14 protein-coding genes are annotated in these 19,772 nt (G+C 37.6%); 9 read left to right on the top strand and 5 right to left on the bottom strand.

The window, feature by feature from the left end; translation table 11 throughout:
* The first annotated feature begins 112 nt into the window (after window positions 1-112).
* The 7 genes from lysA to MR054_RS13045 all read left to right on the top strand — a co-directional run bounded on the left by lysA (window position 113) and on the right by MR054_RS13045 (window position 9,907).
* Complete coding sequence (gene lysA, locus MR054_RS13075) at window positions 113-1,348, top strand: diaminopimelate decarboxylase (RefSeq protein WP_242087010.1); 1,236 nt, start codon at window positions 113-115, stop codon at window positions 1,346-1,348.
* A gap of 159 nt (window positions 1,349-1,507) precedes the next feature.
* Window positions 1,508-1,951, top strand: coding sequence for a MarR family winged helix-turn-helix transcriptional regulator (locus tag MR054_RS13070; RefSeq protein WP_242086784.1), 444 nt, complete (start codon window positions 1,508-1,510; stop codon window positions 1,949-1,951).
* 13 nt (window positions 1,952-1,964) lie between these two features.
* A complete protein-coding gene (locus MR054_RS13065) occupies window positions 1,965-4,373 on the top strand; it encodes a 3-hydroxyacyl-CoA dehydrogenase/enoyl-CoA hydratase family protein (RefSeq protein WP_242158283.1) in 2,409 nt (802 codons plus the stop codon).
* 115 nt (window positions 4,374-4,488) lie between these two features.
* Window positions 4,489-5,679, top strand: coding sequence for an acetyl-CoA C-acyltransferase (locus MR054_RS13060; RefSeq protein WP_242158282.1), 1,191 nt, complete (start codon window positions 4,489-4,491; stop codon window positions 5,677-5,679).
* A 72-nt stretch (window positions 5,680-5,751) separates the two neighbouring features.
* Window positions 5,752-7,563, top strand: coding sequence for an acyl-CoA dehydrogenase family protein (locus MR054_RS13055; protein ID WP_242158281.1), 1,812 nt, complete (start codon window positions 5,752-5,754; stop codon window positions 7,561-7,563).
* 115 nt (window positions 7,564-7,678) lie between these two features.
* A complete protein-coding gene (locus tag MR054_RS13050) occupies window positions 7,679-9,328 on the top strand; it encodes a M1 family metallopeptidase (RefSeq protein WP_420868346.1) in 1,650 nt (549 codons plus the stop codon).
* 3 nt (window positions 9,329-9,331) lie between these two features.
* Window positions 9,332-9,907, top strand: coding sequence for a YdeI/OmpD-associated family protein (locus MR054_RS13045; RefSeq protein ID WP_242158280.1), 576 nt, complete (start codon window positions 9,332-9,334; stop codon window positions 9,905-9,907).
* Between the two features lie 49 nt (window positions 9,908-9,956).
* Here the strand turns inward: MR054_RS13045 and MR054_RS13040 are convergent, their stop codons facing one another.
* The 5 genes from MR054_RS13040 to MR054_RS13020 all read right to left on the bottom strand — a co-directional run bounded on the left by MR054_RS13040 (window position 9,957) and on the right by MR054_RS13020 (window position 17,022).
* On the bottom strand, window positions 9,957-11,237 hold the full coding sequence (locus MR054_RS13040; protein WP_242086774.1) for a glycosyltransferase: 1,281 nt from the start codon (window positions 11,235-11,237) through the stop codon (window positions 9,957-9,959).
* 16 nt (window positions 11,238-11,253) lie between these two features.
* Window positions 11,254-13,338: an HAD-IIB family hydrolase gene (locus MR054_RS13035; protein WP_242158279.1), complete on the bottom strand. Its 2,085-nt coding sequence runs from the start codon at window positions 13,336-13,338 to the stop codon at window positions 11,254-11,256.
* A gap of 285 nt (window positions 13,339-13,623) precedes the next feature.
* On the bottom strand, window positions 13,624-15,090 hold the full coding sequence (locus MR054_RS13030; protein WP_242158278.1) for a MoxR family ATPase: 1,467 nt from the start codon (window positions 15,088-15,090) through the stop codon (window positions 13,624-13,626).
* 47 nt (window positions 15,091-15,137) lie between these two features.
* The gene (locus MR054_RS13025; protein WP_242158377.1) at window positions 15,138-16,262 is read right to left on the bottom strand and encodes a vWA domain-containing protein; all 1,125 of its coding nucleotides are present in this window, start codon (window positions 16,260-16,262) and stop codon (window positions 15,138-15,140) included.
* 82 nt (window positions 16,263-16,344) lie between these two features.
* Window positions 16,345-17,022, bottom strand: coding sequence for a Crp/Fnr family transcriptional regulator (locus MR054_RS13020; RefSeq protein ID WP_242086768.1), 678 nt, complete (start codon window positions 17,020-17,022; stop codon window positions 16,345-16,347).
* A 109-nt stretch (window positions 17,023-17,131) separates the two neighbouring features.
* Between MR054_RS13020 and MR054_RS13015 the strand changes: the two genes are divergently transcribed.
* Both MR054_RS13015 and ccoS read left to right on the top strand, forming a co-directional pair.
* Window positions 17,132-19,507: a heavy metal translocating P-type ATPase gene (locus MR054_RS13015; RefSeq protein ID WP_242158277.1), complete on the top strand. Its 2,376-nt coding sequence runs from the start codon at window positions 17,132-17,134 to the stop codon at window positions 19,505-19,507.
* A 73-nt stretch (window positions 19,508-19,580) separates the two neighbouring features.
* Window positions 19,581-19,766, top strand: coding sequence for a cbb3-type cytochrome oxidase assembly protein CcoS (gene ccoS, locus MR054_RS13010; RefSeq protein WP_242086753.1), 186 nt, complete (start codon window positions 19,581-19,583; stop codon window positions 19,764-19,766).
* Window positions 19,767-19,772: the final 6 nt, after the last annotated feature.

Genomic DNA, 19,772 nt, shown 5'->3' with positions numbered 1-19,772 from the left:
ATTGAAACAATTGTTATTTAATTAACAAATTGTTTAATTTGTATAATATTTATATTATTTATTTTATTTACAACCTAAAGAAATATCTTTGCCCTAAAAATTACCATCAATGATGACCCATAGTCAATTATTACAAATAGCTAAAGATTTTGGCAGTCCGGTATATGTTTACGACGCAGAAAAAATCACCTCGCAATACAATCGTTTGACTCAGGCCTTTAATACCGTTAAACAATTGAAAATAAATTACGCGGTTAAGGCTTTATCAAATATTTCAATTCTTAAATTATTCAATACCCTTGGATCCGGAATTGATACAGTATCCATTCAGGAAGTTAATTTAGGATTGGCAGCAGGATTTAAACCAGAACAAATTATTTTCACACCTAACGGAGTGTCCTTAGCCGAGATTGAAGAAGCGGCAAAACTTGGTGTTCAAATAAATATCGATAATTTATCCATTTTAGAACAATTTGGAACAAAATACCCTGATGTACCTGTATGCATTCGTATTAATCCACATGTCATGGCTGGAGGAAATAGTAATATTTCGGTTGGACATATAGATTCTAAATTTGGCATTTCAATTCATCAGATTCCCCATTTATTGCGCATTGTTGAAAATACTAAAATGACCATTAACGGAATTCATATGCATACGGGTAGTGATATTTTAGATATTGATGTCTTCCTTTATGCCAGCGAAATTCTGTTTGAAACCGCAAAACAGTTTAGAGATTTAGACTTTCTAGATTTTGGTTCCGGATTCAAGGTCCCTTACAAACAAGGAGATATTGAGACCAACATCGAGGAGTTAGGTAAAAAGCTATCTCAGAAGTTCAATGCATTTTGTAAAGATTATGGAAAAGTACTTACCCTGGCTTTCGAACCTGGTAAATTTTTAGTGAGTGAAGCCGGTACATTTTTAACTCAGGTAAATGTGGTAAAGCAAACCACTTCCACTGTTTTTGCTCAAGTCGATTCCGGTTTTAACCATTTAATCAGACCTATGCTTTACGGTTCGCACCACGATATTATTAATATCTCCAATTCCAATGGTCGCGAACGCTTTTACACCGTTGTAGGCTATATCTGTGAAACGGATACTTTTGGCAACAACAGAAGAATAAATGAAATTAAAGAAGGTGATATCCTGGCATTCAGGAATGCCGGGGCATACTGTTTCTCTATGGCCAGTAACTACAATTCCCGCTATCGTCCGGCTGAAGTTTTATGGTATAACCAAAAAGCACATTTAATTCGAATGCGTGAATCCTTTGAAGACATTATTAAAAATCAAATTGAAATTAATTTTGAAAAAACTAAACCCACTGTTTTGACCAAATAAATGATGTGTGTTACATCCAAAAAAAAATGCTCAATGAAAAGAATTGGGCATTTTTTTATCCCTTATCGATTAATAAAATTAATGTCCCTTTTTTTTAATTATTTACTATGCATGCATAATAAATTTTATTATCTTTGAAGTCAATTACACCGTTTAAGGATGAAAGAGAAAACTATAGATTACGTACTACGCACCACATGGCTCACCATTAAAAAAATGTACAATGAAGAAGCCGCCAAATTCGACAGTACCATGGCAACGGGTTTTACCCTTTTAAGTATTGATCCGGAAAATGGCACGCCATCGACCGCCCTGGGTCCTAAAATGGGCATGGAGGCCACCAGCCTATCAAGAATACTTAAAAATATGGAAGAACGGGGGCTCATTGAGCGCCAACCTAATCCGGATGATGGCCGTGGTGTTCTCATTCATCTTACGGAGTTCGGAAAAGAAAAAAGAGATTATTCCAGAGAAAAAGTGCTCACATTTAATAATTCGATTAGAAATAACATTTCCGAAGAAAAAATAAAGCATTTTTATGAAGTGGCAGATTTAATCAATGATCTGATTTCCAACAAAAAAATTTATAATCAAAATCAATAACAACGGACTATAAATGGGCAAACGTAGAATTAATAAAGTAGTCATCATCGGCTCTGGTATTATGGGTAGTGGAATTGCTTGTCATTTTGCCAATATTGGTGTGAACGTACTGTTACTGGATATAATACCGAAGGAAATTAATGCCAAAGAAAAAGCCATGGGGCTTAGTTTAAACGATAAAGTCGTGAGAAACCGAATAGTCAATGACGCTTTGGCAAATGCTTTAAAATCCAACCCCTCTCCCATCTATCATCAAAAGTTTGCTGAAAGAATTACCACGGGAAATTTAGAAGATGATATAGTAAACGTAGCTGGTGCCGATTGGATCATGGAAGTGGTAGTCGAACGACTGGACATAAAAAAGCAGGTTTTTGAAAAGTTGGAAAATTACAGAACGCCCGGTACTTTAATAACGACTAATACCTCAGGTATCCCAATAAAATTTATGAGTGAGGGCAGATCGGAGGATTTTCAAAAACACTTTTGCGGCACGCATTTTTTTAATCCTCCACGTTACTTAAAATTATTCGAAATCATACCTGGCCCTAAGACTTCACAAGAGGTTTTGAATTTCCTTAATGGCTATGGTGAACTTTTTTTGGGTAAAACTTCGGTCATCGCAAAAGACACTCCCGCCTTTATAGGAAATAGAATTGGAATATTCAGCATTATGAGCCTATTCCATACGGTTAAAGACATGGGGTTAACCATAGAAGAAGTCGATAAACTCACCGGACCCGTTATTGGGCGCCCCAAATCGGCAACATTTAGAACAATAGATGTGGTTGGATTAGATACGCTTGTCCATGTTGCCAGGGGCATTGCCGAAAACTGTCCGGAGGATGAACGATTGGAACTTTTTAAATTGCCGGACTTTATCAAGATCATGATGGAAAAAAATTGGTTGGGAAGCAAAACTGATCAAGGTTTTTATAAAAAACAAGTGTCATCAGAAGGCAAAAAGGAAATATTGTCTTTAGATCTCAATACCCTGAAATATCGCTCATCGAAAAAAGCAAAATTTGCTACTTTGGAACTGACAAAATCAGTGGACAGAGTAATAGATCGATTTAAAATACTGCTGAATGGAAAGGACAAAGCGGGTACGTTTTACAAAAAAACCTTTGCTGCTTTATTTGCTTATGTATCGCATCGTATTCCGGAGATATCGGATGACATTTATAAAATAGATGATGCTATGAAAGCCGGTTTTGGCTGGGAACATGGTCCTTTTCAAATATGGGATGCCATAGGTGTTGAACGTGGATTGGCCCTTATTAAAGATGAAGGTTTGGAGGTCGCTTCCTGGGTCTCCGATATGATTGCTTCAGGAAACCCAACATTTTATAAAGTGCAAAATGGCAATACCTATGTGTATGATCGTTCTAAAAATTCACAAGTAAAAGTCCCGGGACAAGACGCTTTCATCATATTGGATAACATTAGAAAATCAAAAGCAGTTTTTAAAAATTCGGATGTGGTCATTGAAGATTTAAGTGATGGGATTTTGAACTGTGAATTTCAATCAAAAATGAACACTATCGGTGGAGATGTCCTCGCCGGATTGAATAAAGCCATTGATTTGGCAGAAGAAAATTTTGATGGATTGGTGATTGGTAATCAAGGTCCGAATTTCTCCGTGGGTGCTAATATTGGTATGATATTCATGATGGCTGTAGAACAAGAGTACGAAGAATTAAATGCCTCCATAAAACATTTTCAAGATACCATGATGCGTATGCGCTACTCATCCATTCCCACGGTAGCCGCTCCCCATGGTCTATCACTTGGTGGAGCGTGTGAACTCTCCATGCATGCAGATAAAGTGGTAGCTGCAGCCGAAACCTATATGGGGCTTGTAGAATTTGGTGTTGGCGTTATTCCAGGGGGAGGCGGTTCAAAAGAAATGGCACTTCGAGCATCAGACACCTTTAGAAAAGGAGATGTAGAATTAAATGTCCTTCAGGAATATTTCTTGACCATTGGAATGGCAAAAGTATCCAAATCGGCATACGAAGCTTTCGATTTGGGAGTGCTTCAGAAAGGTAAAGATGTGGTGGTGGTTAACAGAGAACGGCAAATTGCCACTGCAAAAGCCCATGCTAAATTAATGGCCGAAGGCGGTTATACAAAGCCCATAAAGCGTAAAGACGTTAAGGTACTCGGCAAGCAAGCATTAGGGATGTTTTTGGTTGGTACCGATGCCATGGAAGCCAGTAATTACATAAGTGAGCACGACCATAAGATTGCCAATAAACTTGCTTATGTTATGGCCGGTGGTGATCTATCTGAACCATCATTGGTATCCGAACAATACTTATTGGATATTGAACGTGAAGCATTTCTTAGTTTATGTACCGAACGTAAAACATTGGAACGCATCCAACATATGTTGAAAACAGGGAAACCTTTAAGGAACTAAACTTCATGTATCTTGTACCATGTAAGGCGATTATGAACCATATTTAAACGATGTTTAATTAATAATAAAAATCCATAACCACCCTTTCAAAATAGGAAGGTCTTGGAATAGAAAAATGAAACAGGCATATATAGTTAAAGCATATAGAACGGCAGTAGGCAAAGCACCTAAAGGTGTCTTTCGCTTTAAACGTGCAGACGAATTGGGTGCGGAAACCATCCAGTACATGATGAAAGAACTATCCAATCTGGAAGTTTCTAGAATTGATGACGTTATGGTAGGAAATGCGATGCCCGAAGGGTCTCAGGGATTGAATATGGCACGGTTTATTTCACTTATTGGACTTAAAAGTATTGATGTCCCCGGGGTTACCGTAAATCGATTTTGTTCATCAGGATTGGAAACTATTGCGATGGCTACTGCCAAAATTCAAGCCGGAATGGCCGATTGCATAATAGCGGGAGGCTCAGAAAGTATGAGTGCAGTACCAATGACAGGTTTTAAACCTGAGCTAAATTATAACACCATAAAAGCGGGTCATGAAGACTATTATTGGGGTATGGGAAATACGGCAGAAGCGGTTGCAAAACAATTTAAAGTTTCACGCGAGGATCAAGATGAATTTGCCTATCATTCGCACATGAAGGCTTTAAAGGCACAAGCAGAAAACCGATTTAAAGATCAAATAGTCCCTATTGAAATTACCCAAACTTATATTGATGATCATTTTAAAAAGGCAACCAAAACATACAGAGTCACTGAAGATGAAGGTCCCCGTGCTGACACCAGTTTAGAGGCTTTGGCAAAACTTCGTCCCGTATTTGCTGAAGGGGGTACTGTAACTGCAGGTAATTCATCTCAAATGAGTGATGGTGCCGCATTTGTTATGGTAATGAGTGAAGACATGGTAAAGGAATTAGACCTCGAGCCCATGGCGCGTTTAATAAGTTATGCTGCCGTTGGAGTTGAACCGCGGATCATGGGGATTGGTCCTGTGAAAGCCATTCCAAAAGCCCTGAAAATGGCTGGATTAAAGCAAAATGACTTAGACCTCATTGAATTAAATGAAGCATTTGCTTCGCAATCGCTGGCGGTGATAAGGGAATTGAATTTAAACCCCGAACTCGTCAACGTCAACGGCGGAGCTATAGCCCTTGGACATCCTTTAGGCTGTACTGGCGCGAAATTATCGGTACAACTTTTTTCTGAAATGCGCAGGCGTAACCTGAAGGGAAAGTTTGGTGCCGTAACCATGTGTGTTGGTACCGGCCAAGGGGCCTGTGGGATTTTTGAATTTCTTAATTAAAATAGACTATGAGCTACAAGAGCGTAAGGTAACCTCTTGAACCCTCACTCCTAAATCATAAAAACGAATATCATGGCAGAATTACACAATAATATATTAAGAGGCGGTCAATTCGTCGTAAAAGAAACAAAATGCGAAGACATTTTCACACCCGAAGATTTTAACGAAGACCAATTGATGATGAAAGAAGCGGTAACTGAATTTGTAGACCGTGAAATTTGGGCTAAGAAGGCGCAATTTGAGAAAAAGGATTATGCCCTTACAGAGTCTTGCATGAGACAAGCCGGGGAACTTGGCTTTTTGAGTGTTTCAGTTCCTGAGGCCTATGGCGGCATGGGAATGGGATTTGTCGACACGATGTTAGTCTGCGATTTCATTTCCGGAGCTACGGGATCTTTTAGTACGGCATTTGGTGCGCATACTGGTATTGGTACCATGCCAATAACCCTATACGGTACCGAAGAACAGAAACAAAAATATGTTCCAAAACTTGCCTCAGGGGAATGGTTTGGTTCCTACTGTTTAACGGAGCCCAGTGCAGGTAGCGATGCGAATTCGGGTAAGACGAAGGCCGTATTGTCGGAGGACGGAAAAAGCTATAAAATTACCGGTCAAAAGATGTGGATTTCCAACGCCGGTTTCTGTAATCTCATGATTGTTTTTGCACGAATTGAAGATGATAAATATATTACCGGATTCATTGTGGAATATGATCCTAAAAATCCTAATGGTATTACCCTGGGAGAAGAAGAACATAAATTAGGGATTCGGGCGTCCTCTACTCGCCAGGTATTTTTTAATGAAACCGAAGTGCCTGTCGAAAACATGCTCTCTCTTCGTGGTCATGGATTCAAAATAGCTATGAATGCCTTGAATGTGGGAAGGATTAAGTTAGCCGTTGCCTGTCTTGATGCCCAACGTCGTACCATATCAGAATCCGTTAAATATGCTAATGAACGCATTCAATTTAAAAAACCCATTTCAAGTTTTGGAGCTATTCAGCAAAAGTTTGCGGAAATGGCTACCAATTGCTGGGTAGGCGAAGCTGCCTGCTACCGGGCCGCAAAAAATATTGAAGATCGAATAGCACTGCGAAAAAATAACGGTAAGGATAGTGAGCAAGAAGCGGAGTTAAAGGCGGTTGAAGAATATGCTATTGAATGTTCCATGCTTAAAGTAGCTATATCTGAATTTGTACAAAAATGTACCGATGAAGGGATACAAATTTTTGGAGGTATGGGGTTTTCGGAAGATACCCCGATGGAATCCGCCTGGAGAGATGCCCGAATCACAAGGATATATGAAGGTACTAATGAAATAAACCGTATGCTCTGTATTGGCATGCTCATAAAAAAGGCCATGAAAGGTCATGTAGATGTTCTTACACCTGCCATGGCTGTTAAAGAAGAACTGGCAGGAATACCTTCATTTGAAACACCAGATTATTCGAAATTATTTTCCGAAGAAAAAAACATCATTGATAATTTAAAGAAATTGTTTTTAATGGTGGCGGGAGCGGCTTTACAAAAGTATGGTGAACAAATTGAAGATCAACAACAATTAATGTTAGCAGCTTCGGATATATTAATTCAAATCTATTTGGCCGAATCGGCTATCTTAAGAGCTGAAAAATTGGCCAAGGCCAAAGGTGAGGACCACGCGAAGCAACAAATAGCCATGGCAAAACTAAACCTGTTCCATGCTATAGATGTTATAGAAACTGCTGGAAAACATTCCATTATTTCATTTTCAACAGGTGATGAACAGCGTATGATGCTTATGGGTCTTAAACGGTATATTAAATATGTCAATATGCCAAATATTATTGAATTAAGACATATTATTGCACAAAAAATAATTGAAGAAAACAAATACTGTTTTTAGAAATTTTAGGGTGACTAACGCCACTTTCAAACGTCTCAAAACATGTTTTGGGACGTTTTTATATTAACAAACTCTTAAGAAACATTTTATTTAAATTTGGAACAAAACTAAAATAATGCATATTCATAATACCTTTATCCTTTGGTTTACAGTAATGGTTTCAATGGCAGTCAATGCCCAAGACATACTTCATGAGAAACCGTATTTTACAAGACAGGATTCCTTAAGGGGAAGCATTACTCCTGAGCGGGTCTGGTGGGATTTAACCTATTATCATTTAGATATTAAGATTAACCCAGAAGATAAATTTCTTTCCGGTAAAAACACCATTCAATATAAAGTGCTCCAACCCTATTCAGTAATGCAAATAGATCTACAACCGCCTTTAAAACTTATTAAAGCCATTCAAAACGGGAAAGAACTACAGATTATACATGACGGCAATGCCCATTTTATAGAGCTGGTCGATCAACAAAACACAGAAGACATAAATGAATTGGAGGTTTACTACGAAGGGCGTCCCAAAGAAGCCGTAAGGCCACCTTGGGATGGGGGTATTTCATGGCAAAAAGACCCCAACGGCAATCATTTTATTGCCTCATCCTGCCAGGGACAGGGTGCTAGTCTATGGTGGCCGTGTAAGGACCACATGTACGATGAGGTTGACAGTATGCTTATTAGTGTTAATGTCCCCTCCAAATTAATCGATGTTTCCAATGGCAGGTTACGCAAGGTGGAACAATTTGGGGATACCAAAACCTACCATTGGTTTGTTAGTAATCCCATTAACAATTACGGTGTAAACATTAATATCGGTGACTATGTTAACTTCTCGGAGGTTTATGATGGTTTGGCCGGTAATTTACTAATGGATTATTATGTGCTTAAGGATAACCTGGAAAAAGCAAAAGAACATTTTAAACAAGCTCCAAAAATGATGGAGGCCTTTGAATTCTGGTTTGGTCAATATCCCTTTTATGCCGATAGTTTCAAATTGGTAGAAGTCCCCTATTTGGGAATGGAGCACCAAAGTTCGGTTACTTATGGCAACGGGTATCAAAATGGATATCGAGGTATGGATTTATCGGGTACCGGATGGGGGCTAAAATTCGATTTTATAATTGTCCATGAAGGTGGACACGAATGGTTCGCCAATAATATTACAAATAGGGATATTGCAGATATGTGGATACATGAAAGTTTTACGGCCTATTCTGAAAATTTGTTCTTGGATTATTACTATGGAAAGGAAGCTTCAGCCGATTATGTTATAGGTACGCGAAAATTAATCGAAAACCAATCACCAATTATTGGCCCGTATCATGTAAACCATCACTCCGTAGGTACAGATATGTATTATAAAGGATCCAATATGTTGCACACTTTGAGACAACTCATCGAGGACGATGACAAGTGGCGACAAATTTTAAGAGGACTAAACAGGACATTTTATCATCAAACGGTAAGCACAAATCAAATCGAAAATTATATCAGCAAGGAGACCGGATATGATTTAAATGAATTCTTTAATCAGTATTTAAGAACGACAATGATCCCCACATTGGAGTATAAAATTGACGGAACGACCTTAAAATTCAGATGGACAAATATTGTACCTAAGTTCGACATGCCCATTGAAGTTTCCATTAACCAAACTGAACAATGGCTATATCCCAAAGCCGAATGGCAAAGCCTGACCATGAAGGAACGCATACGTGCATTTGAGGTTGACAGAGATTTTTATATTAGATCAAAAAAATTATAGCACTTGGAGAAATACCCGGAACTTTATTTCGAAAATGACACGGAATGGTATGACTGGTTATTAAAAAACCATGCCCTCTCTGAAGGTGTTTATTTGATTTTCTACAAACTGGAGCTAAACGTCCCCACCATGCGTTGGGAAGAAGCCGTAAAAGTGGCCTTGTGTTTTGGTTGGATCGATTCAACCGTGAAAAGTATAGGAAATGGTAAACGGAGGCAATATTTTACACCTAGAAATCCCAAAAGTGTTTGGAGTGCCTTGAACAAACACTATATTAAATCGCTAAAAGCTGACAACTTAATCCACTCAAGCGGATTAAAAGTTATTGAACTTGCCAAATCAAATGGTAGTTGGACAGCCTTAGACGATGTGGAAAATGAAATTATACCCGACGATTTGCAAAAAGCATTCTGCAACAACCCAAAAGCCTTAAAAAACTATAATAAATTTGCACCCTCCTACAGGAAAAGTTATTTATACTGGTTAAATCAGGCCAAAAGAGAATCAACCAGAAACAAACGCATATTGGAGATTATTGATTTATGTGTTAAAAATATAAAGTCACGAGGATCCTACTAATATCGTTTGCAAACTAAAGTATTAAAAGCAATACGTGAAGCGCTTAAGATCAGTTATAAATATTCGACTCCATACTCTGCTGATTAATGGAGCTTCTAAAGACTTGTAACATACGTTTGGCAATCCCCGTCCAACCAAAATTACGCCTTGCAAAACGTGCTCCCTCAACGGATAATTCATTCCGCATTTTAGGATAAAGCAACGGCATCGACACCATGGTTCCAAATTCAATGGGGCGATGCGGATCCGCAAATAAAGCCTGATTACCAAAATCAATTAAATCATACAGCCCACCATGAACGGTAATAACACTCGGGGTTCCACAGGCCATAGCCTCTATGGCAACCATTCCAAATGGCTCGTATCGTGATGGCATGGCAAAGATATTGGCGGCTCGATAAACGTTAGCCAAATCTGCATCTGCAATATAATTTTTCCATTTTATCTTATCCGCTACACCCAGTTCAGTAGCCAATTCTTTCAGTTTTGCCACACCTTTATCATCCCGATCCGATTTATCACTGCCAATCGCAGCGACTAAACGTGCTTCAGGGCACAACTCAAAAACGGTAGGTAATGCTTGTATCAATAAGTCATACCCTTTGTTATGAGCCATTCTTCCCAAGGCTAAAATATCGCTTGGATGAATATCATATTTGGCTCGAATTTTATCGGTTTCTTTTGTTGGTACCGGATAAAAACGGTTTTCATCTATTCCCGGAGGGATCATGGTACAATTTTTAGGCAGCACATCGTATTGCTTGGTGAGCAAATCAACTTGTGGTAATGTCGTGGCGATAATATGATTGCACATTTGATAGACAAAGTATTCTTTACGAATTCGCTCTTTAAATCGATATTTTTTCTCCATATCCTTCTCATCCATGTCACTGCCCATGGTATGTTGTTTCCACCATCCAACCGAATGAGGTGTATGCACATGAGATATGCCTAATTCTTCAGCAATTTTTTGACCGGCAAAACCCGCATCCCAGTAATGGGAATAGACCACATCATATTTTTTGGATTCTTTTTTAATGGCTGCCAAACAATTGGTGACAAATTTTTTCAAATGATCGTGCATATCCTCTTTCCGAATAAATTTCTTACCTCCAAAAGGTATGCGCCAAACTCTGTAGTTTTCATCGACCTCATCGTACTCGGGTTGATTTTCGAATTGACGGGTAACCAAATCGACCTTCTTTCCCAGTCTGCTAAAACGCTCAGCCAGTTCTAAAACATAAACTACTTGACCACCGGTATCTGGTTTTCCTAATTCTGGGTTTGCACCTACATATCCGTGTAGGGAGATCATTAATATGGATTTCATAGTTTATAAATTTTAGTTATTTAATTATTTTTAGTTTATGACAGGCAGAAATAAACTGGGCAGCAGACCAGGCTTGATAAGCCTTGCCCATTGGTTTTCCCGTTTTTCCATGTGCCCATTCCGTAAATTCCCATTCCTGACTAATTCCTTCTTTATTTAATAGGGCCAATTTGTGTAGTTCTGAAATAGCAACTTCCTTTAATCCTAACTTGTTGACAAACTTAACCCAAAACCCTCCAACAAAAGGCCAGATCCCGCCATTGTGGTAATGATTGGGCAAGTTGAGTAAATTAACCGTGTAATAGGGCCTCCAATCCGGATCACCGGGAGTCACCACAGGATATACATTAGCTACTGGAAACGGATCGTTTACACCAGCACCAAACATAAATTTAAACGTTTGGTGTGCCTTTTCCGAATCGACCGTGTCAAATAGAAAAGCCAGTATATTCCCCAAAACATCACATCTCCAGCTAAAATCGAAAGGTGTGGTTTGAGCAATTAAATAGGCCGTATCACCAAGGGTAAACTGTTTTTCGGCAAACGAAACCGATTGGAACATCTTTTGCTGAGTTGAAGGCCAAAAATTCTGCAAAATCTCTTTTTTGATCACCTGCGACCATCTAATATACTTTCCGGCTTGTTCATAATCCCCTAAAATTTCTAACATTCGACCAAAACATACATTGGCTCGATACCATAATATTTCATCGTATAAAATATTATAACTCCTTCCAAACAAATCGGTCCAATCCCCAGCTTCGGGTATTTCCAAAAGAGCGTCGTTATTACTATCGTGAGCACCAAGCCAGCGCATGGTTTCCTTGAGATCTGAAATGTATTTTCTAAGAAATTTAATATCCTTGGTTACATGAATGTACTCATAAAAGGCGATAACTACCCAAATACCACTATCAATGGAACAAATACCTCCCACCCCTGAATAATCAGGACTGTTATCCTTAATTCGGACGTTAGATGGGATTTGACCATTGGCAGAAATGTGTTCCAATAAGGTTAATAAAGTTTGTCTTTGGCATTGGTGGATGTCTTCATCATGTATTAAAGGCAATGATCCCAAAACCGTAATGGCCCCATCTCGAGCCCAAACGCTATGATAATTTTCATCGGTACCATTCGGAATGTTATCCTTAATGGAACATGCCGAAAAACCCAGTGGGGTAATATTCATTTTTAAAACCTCTATGGCTTTATAATACGCCTCTTTGATCAAAGCTATTTTTTCGTCCTCGTCTTCCTCGGCTATATGACTCAATTCTTGCTTTATGAAGAACTCTTCCTTATGATCAACATTGTTGTCTATTATCGCTTCTTCAGGTAAAATGCCATAATAAACTAACCCTTCAATGACACCATCTCCATGAACGCCTTCGGCATGGTAAATCTCACGGTATTTGGTATATTTATATAATTCTTCATGCGCATTGGCCACGACAATCCCTTTTACATTGTCCAGATCGAACATGGCTGAATCATTACCACTATCCCCGGCAACCAAAATATTGGAAGATTCTATCTCGAGTCTTTTTAACAGCCATTGTAAAGCATTGCCTTTATTAGCCCATTTTGGAAGAATGTCCAAATATTGCTCTCCCGAATATACCACGTTGATATGCATACCGGCTTCGTAAAAATTCTTTTCAATGCTTTCAATAATTTCTACGGAGGCATTATGAAAAAAATAACTGCGCTTATAGGCATGTTGAAATTTAGTGGGCTGCTCACTAATGGGATGATCAATATTTTGAACAATGTGTTCTACCTTTTCCAAATCCCATCCATCATCCAGAACATCATTGAATTCTTTGACGACCTCATTTTTATTGAAATCATAAATGTGAGTTCCAACCCCTGAAATGATATAATCTGGTTCAGGCAGAACCCTGGTATTTATGAGGTTTAAAACATCGTCTATTAGGCGTCCGGTATTGTAGGTTAGAATGACATTTTTACCAGGTTTATAGGTGTCCCATATTTTGGGGAAATTACTTTTATGGGTATGAAAATCTATTAAGGTATTATCTATATCAAAGGAAAGAAGTTCTATTTCCTGTAGCTTACCGTCTTCCAATTTACTCATAAATTGTTTTATTTTTGAAAAATTTATTTTATTACTAAAGGTACCTTATTAAGGTAAAATAAGCCTTTGAGCTTATATAACCAAAAAAAGTCGGTTAATTATAAAAGCATTTTTAGATATTGTAAATTGCACTACTTACACTACGAATATGTAAAAATTAACTATTTGAATTTAAAAATTCCGTAATAGCCAAAAAAGAAATTATTGATTGAATATGGTCGTTTGATAAAAATCATATAAATTGAAATTACAATTTTCAATATGACCTTATACTGCTACATTAACTTATATACCACTTATAAAACTCCCATATGGATCTTTAAATTGAAGACCTTTTGAAAACCTGTTTTTACTTAATAATTTATATTCAACCAAGGCCCATAACACAAATTCCTTTACAAAATAGGTGTCCTGGTGACTCAGCTTCGGGTGGTACGCCCCAATTAAATCGTCTAAAGGAGATATACTTTCTAAAACCTGTTTATATTCTTTATCTCTCAAGTCGTCCAAGAGTTCGAGCCCTTCCTTTTGATTAAAGAACCATGAAACCAGATCATCATAGGGGCTATCGGCATCCTGCTTTTGCAGTTTTTCTATCTTTGGAAAAAATTCAACGAACAGACTTTTAACAGCTTCTCCAATTATGGTATTTGCTACAGCTACAGCTCCTTCTTGTTCGCCTTCGTAAACAAGCTCAATCTTTCCTGTAATTGATGGAATTATACCCATAAAATCCCCAAGACGTACTGTGGTTAATTTATCTCCAGAAATTAAGGCACGCCGTTCGGCCGTACTTAATAGGTTTTCAAGAGCTGTTATGCTTAAACGCGCGCTTACACCACTTTTAGCATCAATATAGTCATTCCTTCTGGCTTCAAATACAATTTGCTCCAGCAAATCTCTTGCCATATCGGGAACCATGATCATCTTCTTTTGCGATTCTACCAATCTGGCCTCCTGTTCGGTAATTTGTCTTGCCGTTTCAATATCTGCCGGATAATGGGTTAAAATCTGTGAGCCCAGCCTATCTTTTAGAGGCGTGACAATACTTCCCCTATTGGTATAGTCTTCAGGATTTGCCGTAAACACAAATTGGATGTCAAGTGGCAATCTTAGTTTAAAGCCTCTAATCTGTATATCCCCTTCCTGAAGAATATTAAATAAAGCCACTTGAATTCGAGCTTGCAAATCGGGTAATTCATTAATGACAAAAATGCATCGGTTTGCTCGGGGAATCATACCGTAGTGTATAACCCGATCATCGGCATAGCTCAATTTTAAATTCGCCGCTTTAATTGGGTCGACATCACCAATAATATCGGCTACCGTTACATCCGGTGTGGCCAATTTTTCTGCAAAACGCTCACTTTTGTGTAACCAAAATATAGGTGTTGCGTCTCCTTTTTCCTTAATTAATTCCTTCGCATGTCGCGATATCGGGTTGAAGGGGTCATCATTAATTTCCGAGCCTTCCACAACAGGAATATACGCATCCAGTAAATTCATCATCAACCGGGCCAAACGGGTTTTGGCCTGTCCGCGTAACCCCAACAAATTGATATTATGGCGAGAAAGAATAGCGCGTTCCAATTCCGGAATTACTGTATTTTCATAACCAAACACGCCTTCGAATGTCGTTTCCTTTTGTTTTATTTTTTCAATTAAATTATCTCTTAATTCCTCCTTTATGGATTTACTCTTATATCCTGCCTTTTTTAAGGCCCCAAAAGTTTTAATGTCTTTTATTTCCATAGATTATTCATTTGAACAAATACCATTTATTATTATTGTGTCTGGGCTTAACCTCTAATTCTTTTTTTTCTGTTGGTTTCATAATCCTCAAAAATCATTTCACCCAAACCCTTTAACCCGGTATAAAAAGCCTTTCCTTGATTGGCATAGGTGAATTCCCTGACAAACTGCATCAAATAGTTGTCTTTTGCAATCATAAATGTCGTGATAGGGATATGCAAACGTCTGGCTTGTTGTGCCATCATATAGCATTTATTGGTAATCCTTTTATTTAATCCAAAACTGTCCTTAAAATATTCTCCATTGGGTAATCTCAAACAACTTGGTTTTCCATCGGTAATCATAAAAATCTGCTTATTGGTTTGACGCTTCCGTCTTAATAAATCCAAAGCAAGTTCCAAGCCTGCAACAGTATTGGTATGATAAGGACCAACTTTTAGGTAGGGTAAATCTTTAATGGCTATGGGCCAGGCATCATTTCCAAATACTAGAATATCTAAAGTATCCTTAGGGTAACGTGTTATAATTAACTCGGCCAAAGCCATGGCTACTTTTTTTGCAGGTGTAATACGATCTTCACCATACAGAATCATGCTATGACTGATATCAATCATGAGAACAGTACTCATTTGGGACTTATGAAGTGTTTCTTCGACGACTAAGTCATTTTCATTCAATGTAAAATCCGAAATACCATGATTTATTTGGGCATTTTTTAAACTTTCGGTTATCGAAACTTTGTCCAACGCATCCCCGTATTGGTATTCTCGAAAATCGCCTGTATGTTCATCACCCATACCAGCTCTTTTACTTTTATGGTTACCCTGCCCGCTTCGACTTATATTCCCGAATATTTGATTTAAGGCCTGTTGACGTATGGCACGTTCTGTTTTCGCCGTTATAGCCAGAGCCCCATTACCATCGGGATCAATTTCTTCCCTTAAGTACCCTTTCTTTTTGAGATCCTCAATAAAGTCTTCAATGGTATAATCCGGAGTGGTTAATTGATATTCTTTGTCAAGTTCGCGTAACCAGTCTATCGCCTCATCAAAATCTCCAGAAGTGTGTGTGATCAATTCCTTGAAAATTTCAAAAAGTGTTTCGAAAGGGGTCTGACTGGGTGCTTGGTAGGTTTTAAATAAAAACCCACTTCTTATGGAATTCTTTCTCATCATGGCACACTAAAAATAGTGTATTTTGTTGAGATAGAAGAACTGACTTTATTAGAATTATTTATAGTTAGATTAAGGCGAGCTACTCAACACGTTCCAGTGCTTTTAAATCTTCGATTTTTATATACTTTCCCTGAGTTGAGATCATGCCTTCTTTTTTAAACTGAGACAGTACCCTGATGGCAGACTCCGTTGCCGTTCCAACAATATTGGCAAAATCTTCACGAGATAACAAAACACTTAAGGTTCCGTCGGGATTTACACCAAAGCTATCATGGATATAAACCAAGGTCTCCGCTAAACGCTGTCTAACAGACTTTTGAGCCATATTTACAATAACATCATCCGCTTCCTTTAAATCATGGGCCATTTCCTTGAGGACCTCAAAAGAAAATGACGCATTTTTTTGAAGATCAGCTACTATTTCACTTTTAGGAATAAAACACACTTCCATATCGTTTAAGGCAGTGGCCTGTAAATTGGAACTTTCATCAGTTACTAATGAGCGCTGACCAATTAATTGGCCTTTAACAACCATCTTCACAATTTGATCCTTACCATTTTCACTTAACTTCGAGAGTTTACAAATACCATCCTTTACACAGTATATGCCATTTATGTTTTCACCCTCTTCAAAAAGAATTTCCCCCTTTTTTATAATTTTTGAGGTTTTACATTTCGAAATACGCACTAATTCATCATTAGTCAACGCTTTTAGAGAATTAAACTGTTTTATGATGCACTGCTCACATTTACTCATACCAAAAATTCTTAATAGATTTCAAAAATAAGCAAAACATGACAGATATCATATTAAAATAATTTCTAACTTTAAATCTTTGCGGCAGGTATAATTTGAGCAAATATTTATGGTGCATAAAACATGTTTCCACTGCGGATTGGATGCAGAAACATCTGGAATCGTATATGACGATAAACCTTTTTGTTGTCATGGTTGCAAAACGGTGTACGAGATTTTCACTATCCATGATTTAACCTGCTATTACGATTTTCAACAAGCTCCCGGGACCACACCAAAAGAGATTGAAGGAAAATATAATTTCTTGGACAATTCTAAAATTGTAGATCAATTACTGGAATTTAATGATCACACGACGCAAATCATTACACTTTACATACCGAACATCCACTGCAGTTCCTGTATTTGGGTTTTAGAAAACCTTAATAAATTACATGCAGCCATAAGATCCTCCATGGTCAATTTTGGAAAAAAGACGGTGAGAATAACCTTTGTGAATGAAAATCTATCCTTAAAAAACCTCGTTGCCTTATTAAGTAGAATCGGTTATGAGCCTTATATTAGTTTAGAAGATTACAGTATTGGTAAAAAGCATATAGATCGCTCACTGATTTACAAACTAGGTGTTTCTGGCTTTGCCTTTGGCAATGTTATGTTTTTATCCTTTCCCGAATATTTTCAGGTCGAAGAATTTTGGCTGGAACAATATAAACATCTCTTTAGATGGCTTATGTTCGCTTATTCCGTTCCCGTTGTCCTTTATGCCGCTCAAGATTATTTTGTCTCTGCATATAAAGGGTTAAGGTCTAAAATATTGAATATTGATGTCCCCATTGCCTTAGGTATTGTGGTTCTCTTTGTTCGAAGTTCTTCGGAAATCGTATTAGATACTGGTTCTGGTTTCTTTGATAGTCTAACCGGACTGATTTTCTTTCTGTTACTGGGCAAGTTTTTTCAGCAAAAAACCTATGATTATTTATCCTTTGAACGTGATTACAAGTCTTACTTCCCAATAGGAGTCACCAAAATAAATTTGGATAAGCAAGAAGAGTCCATTCAGGTTTACGATATCCAAAAAGGCGATCGATTATTAATTAGAAATGAAGAACTACTACCCGTTGATTGCATCTTGATAAAAGGAAAAGCCAGGATGGATTACAGTTTTGTTACCGGGGAATCAAAAACGGTTACCAAACAATCAGGAGATAAATTATTTGCTGGAGGTAAACAATTAGAGGGCAGCATTGAGGTTGAGGTCTTAAAATCCGTTGAGCAAAGTTACCTCACCCAATTGTGGAGCAACGATGTGTTTAAAAGAGATAAAACTCTGGGATTTACAAACATTACAAACCGCATCAGCAAAAGCTTTACCTTAAGCATTTTGACCATTGCCATGGTAGCCACTACATTTTGGTTGCTCACCGACTCCAGCAAAGCTTTAAATGTTTTTACATCCGTTTTAATTATTGCTTGTCCTTGTGCTATAGCACTTGCAGCACCTTTTACCTTTGGCAATATCTTAAGAATTTTAGGCAAGAATAAATTCTATTTAAAAAATGCGTCAGTTGTAGAACAACTTGCACAGATTAACACCATTGTTTTTGATAAAACCGGAACCATAACCGTAAACAAGGAAACCAAAATTAATTATGAGGGGGTACAATTAACAGAAGATGAGGAAGCTTTATTAAAGAGTACCTTACGAGGCTCCAACCATCCATTGAGTCGATCATTATATCAAATATTGAATACCAATAACATCGTCTCACTGGATTACTTTGAAGAACATTTAGGTTTAGGTATTGAAGGGCAGCACAAAGATCACAATATAAAAATAGGATCAGAACCATTTATCGGTCATGCCAAAAACGCAACAACATTGAACACTTCAGTTCATATTAGAACCAACAATGGCTATAAAGGAAAATTTACCTTCCACAATAAATACAGAAAAGGGATTTCGAAATTATTCAATCAACTTAAAAAGGATTATGATTTGGTCATACTTTCAGGCGATAATGCCGGTGAAAGAGATAACCTGACCAAACTATTACCTTCAAAAACGAAATTATTATTCAATCAAAAACCAGAAGACAAATTGGAATACATTAAATACCACCAAGGTGAGGGTGCTAAAGTAGTCATGGTGGGTGATGGTTTAAATGATGCCGGTGCTTTGGCACAAAGTGATGTAGGTATTGCCATATCGGAAAATATCAATGTATTCTCACCAGCCTGCGATGCCATTTTAGATGCCACTAAGTTTGATCAATTATATAAATACATTACCATTTCAAAATCGGCTGTAAAAACCATCAAATGGAGTTTTGCATTGTCGTTTTTGTACAACGTTGTTGGACTATATTATGCTGTTACGGGCCAATTATCACCCCTGGTGGCAGCTATATTGATGCCTTTAAGCTCCATTAGTATCGTGGTATTTACCACTGTAATTACAAACCTTTTAGGCAGAACGTTAAAATAGAATATTAACATGATAAAAGTCATATTTTAATCTTTACTATGAAATTAATTTTGAACCGTAACTTCAATCAGGTATGAGTGTTATATATATTTTACTAGCTATAAGCATTGCTGTGGCTGTTATTTTTTTTATTGCTTTTGTTTTTGCAGTAAGAAACGGACAGTATGATGACAGCTACACCCCTTCCGTAAGAATGCTCTTTGAGGACGAAATCGTTAAAGAAAAAAACAATAAATCAGTACTAACCAAAAAAGATTAAACAACT

Origin of the sequence: Aestuariivivens sediminis (assembly GCF_022662105.1) — a bacterium.
Classification (GTDB): domain Bacteria; phylum Bacteroidota; class Bacteroidia; order Flavobacteriales; family Flavobacteriaceae; genus Aestuariivivens; species Aestuariivivens sediminis.
This window is presented reverse-complemented; position numbering and strand designations above follow the sequence as displayed.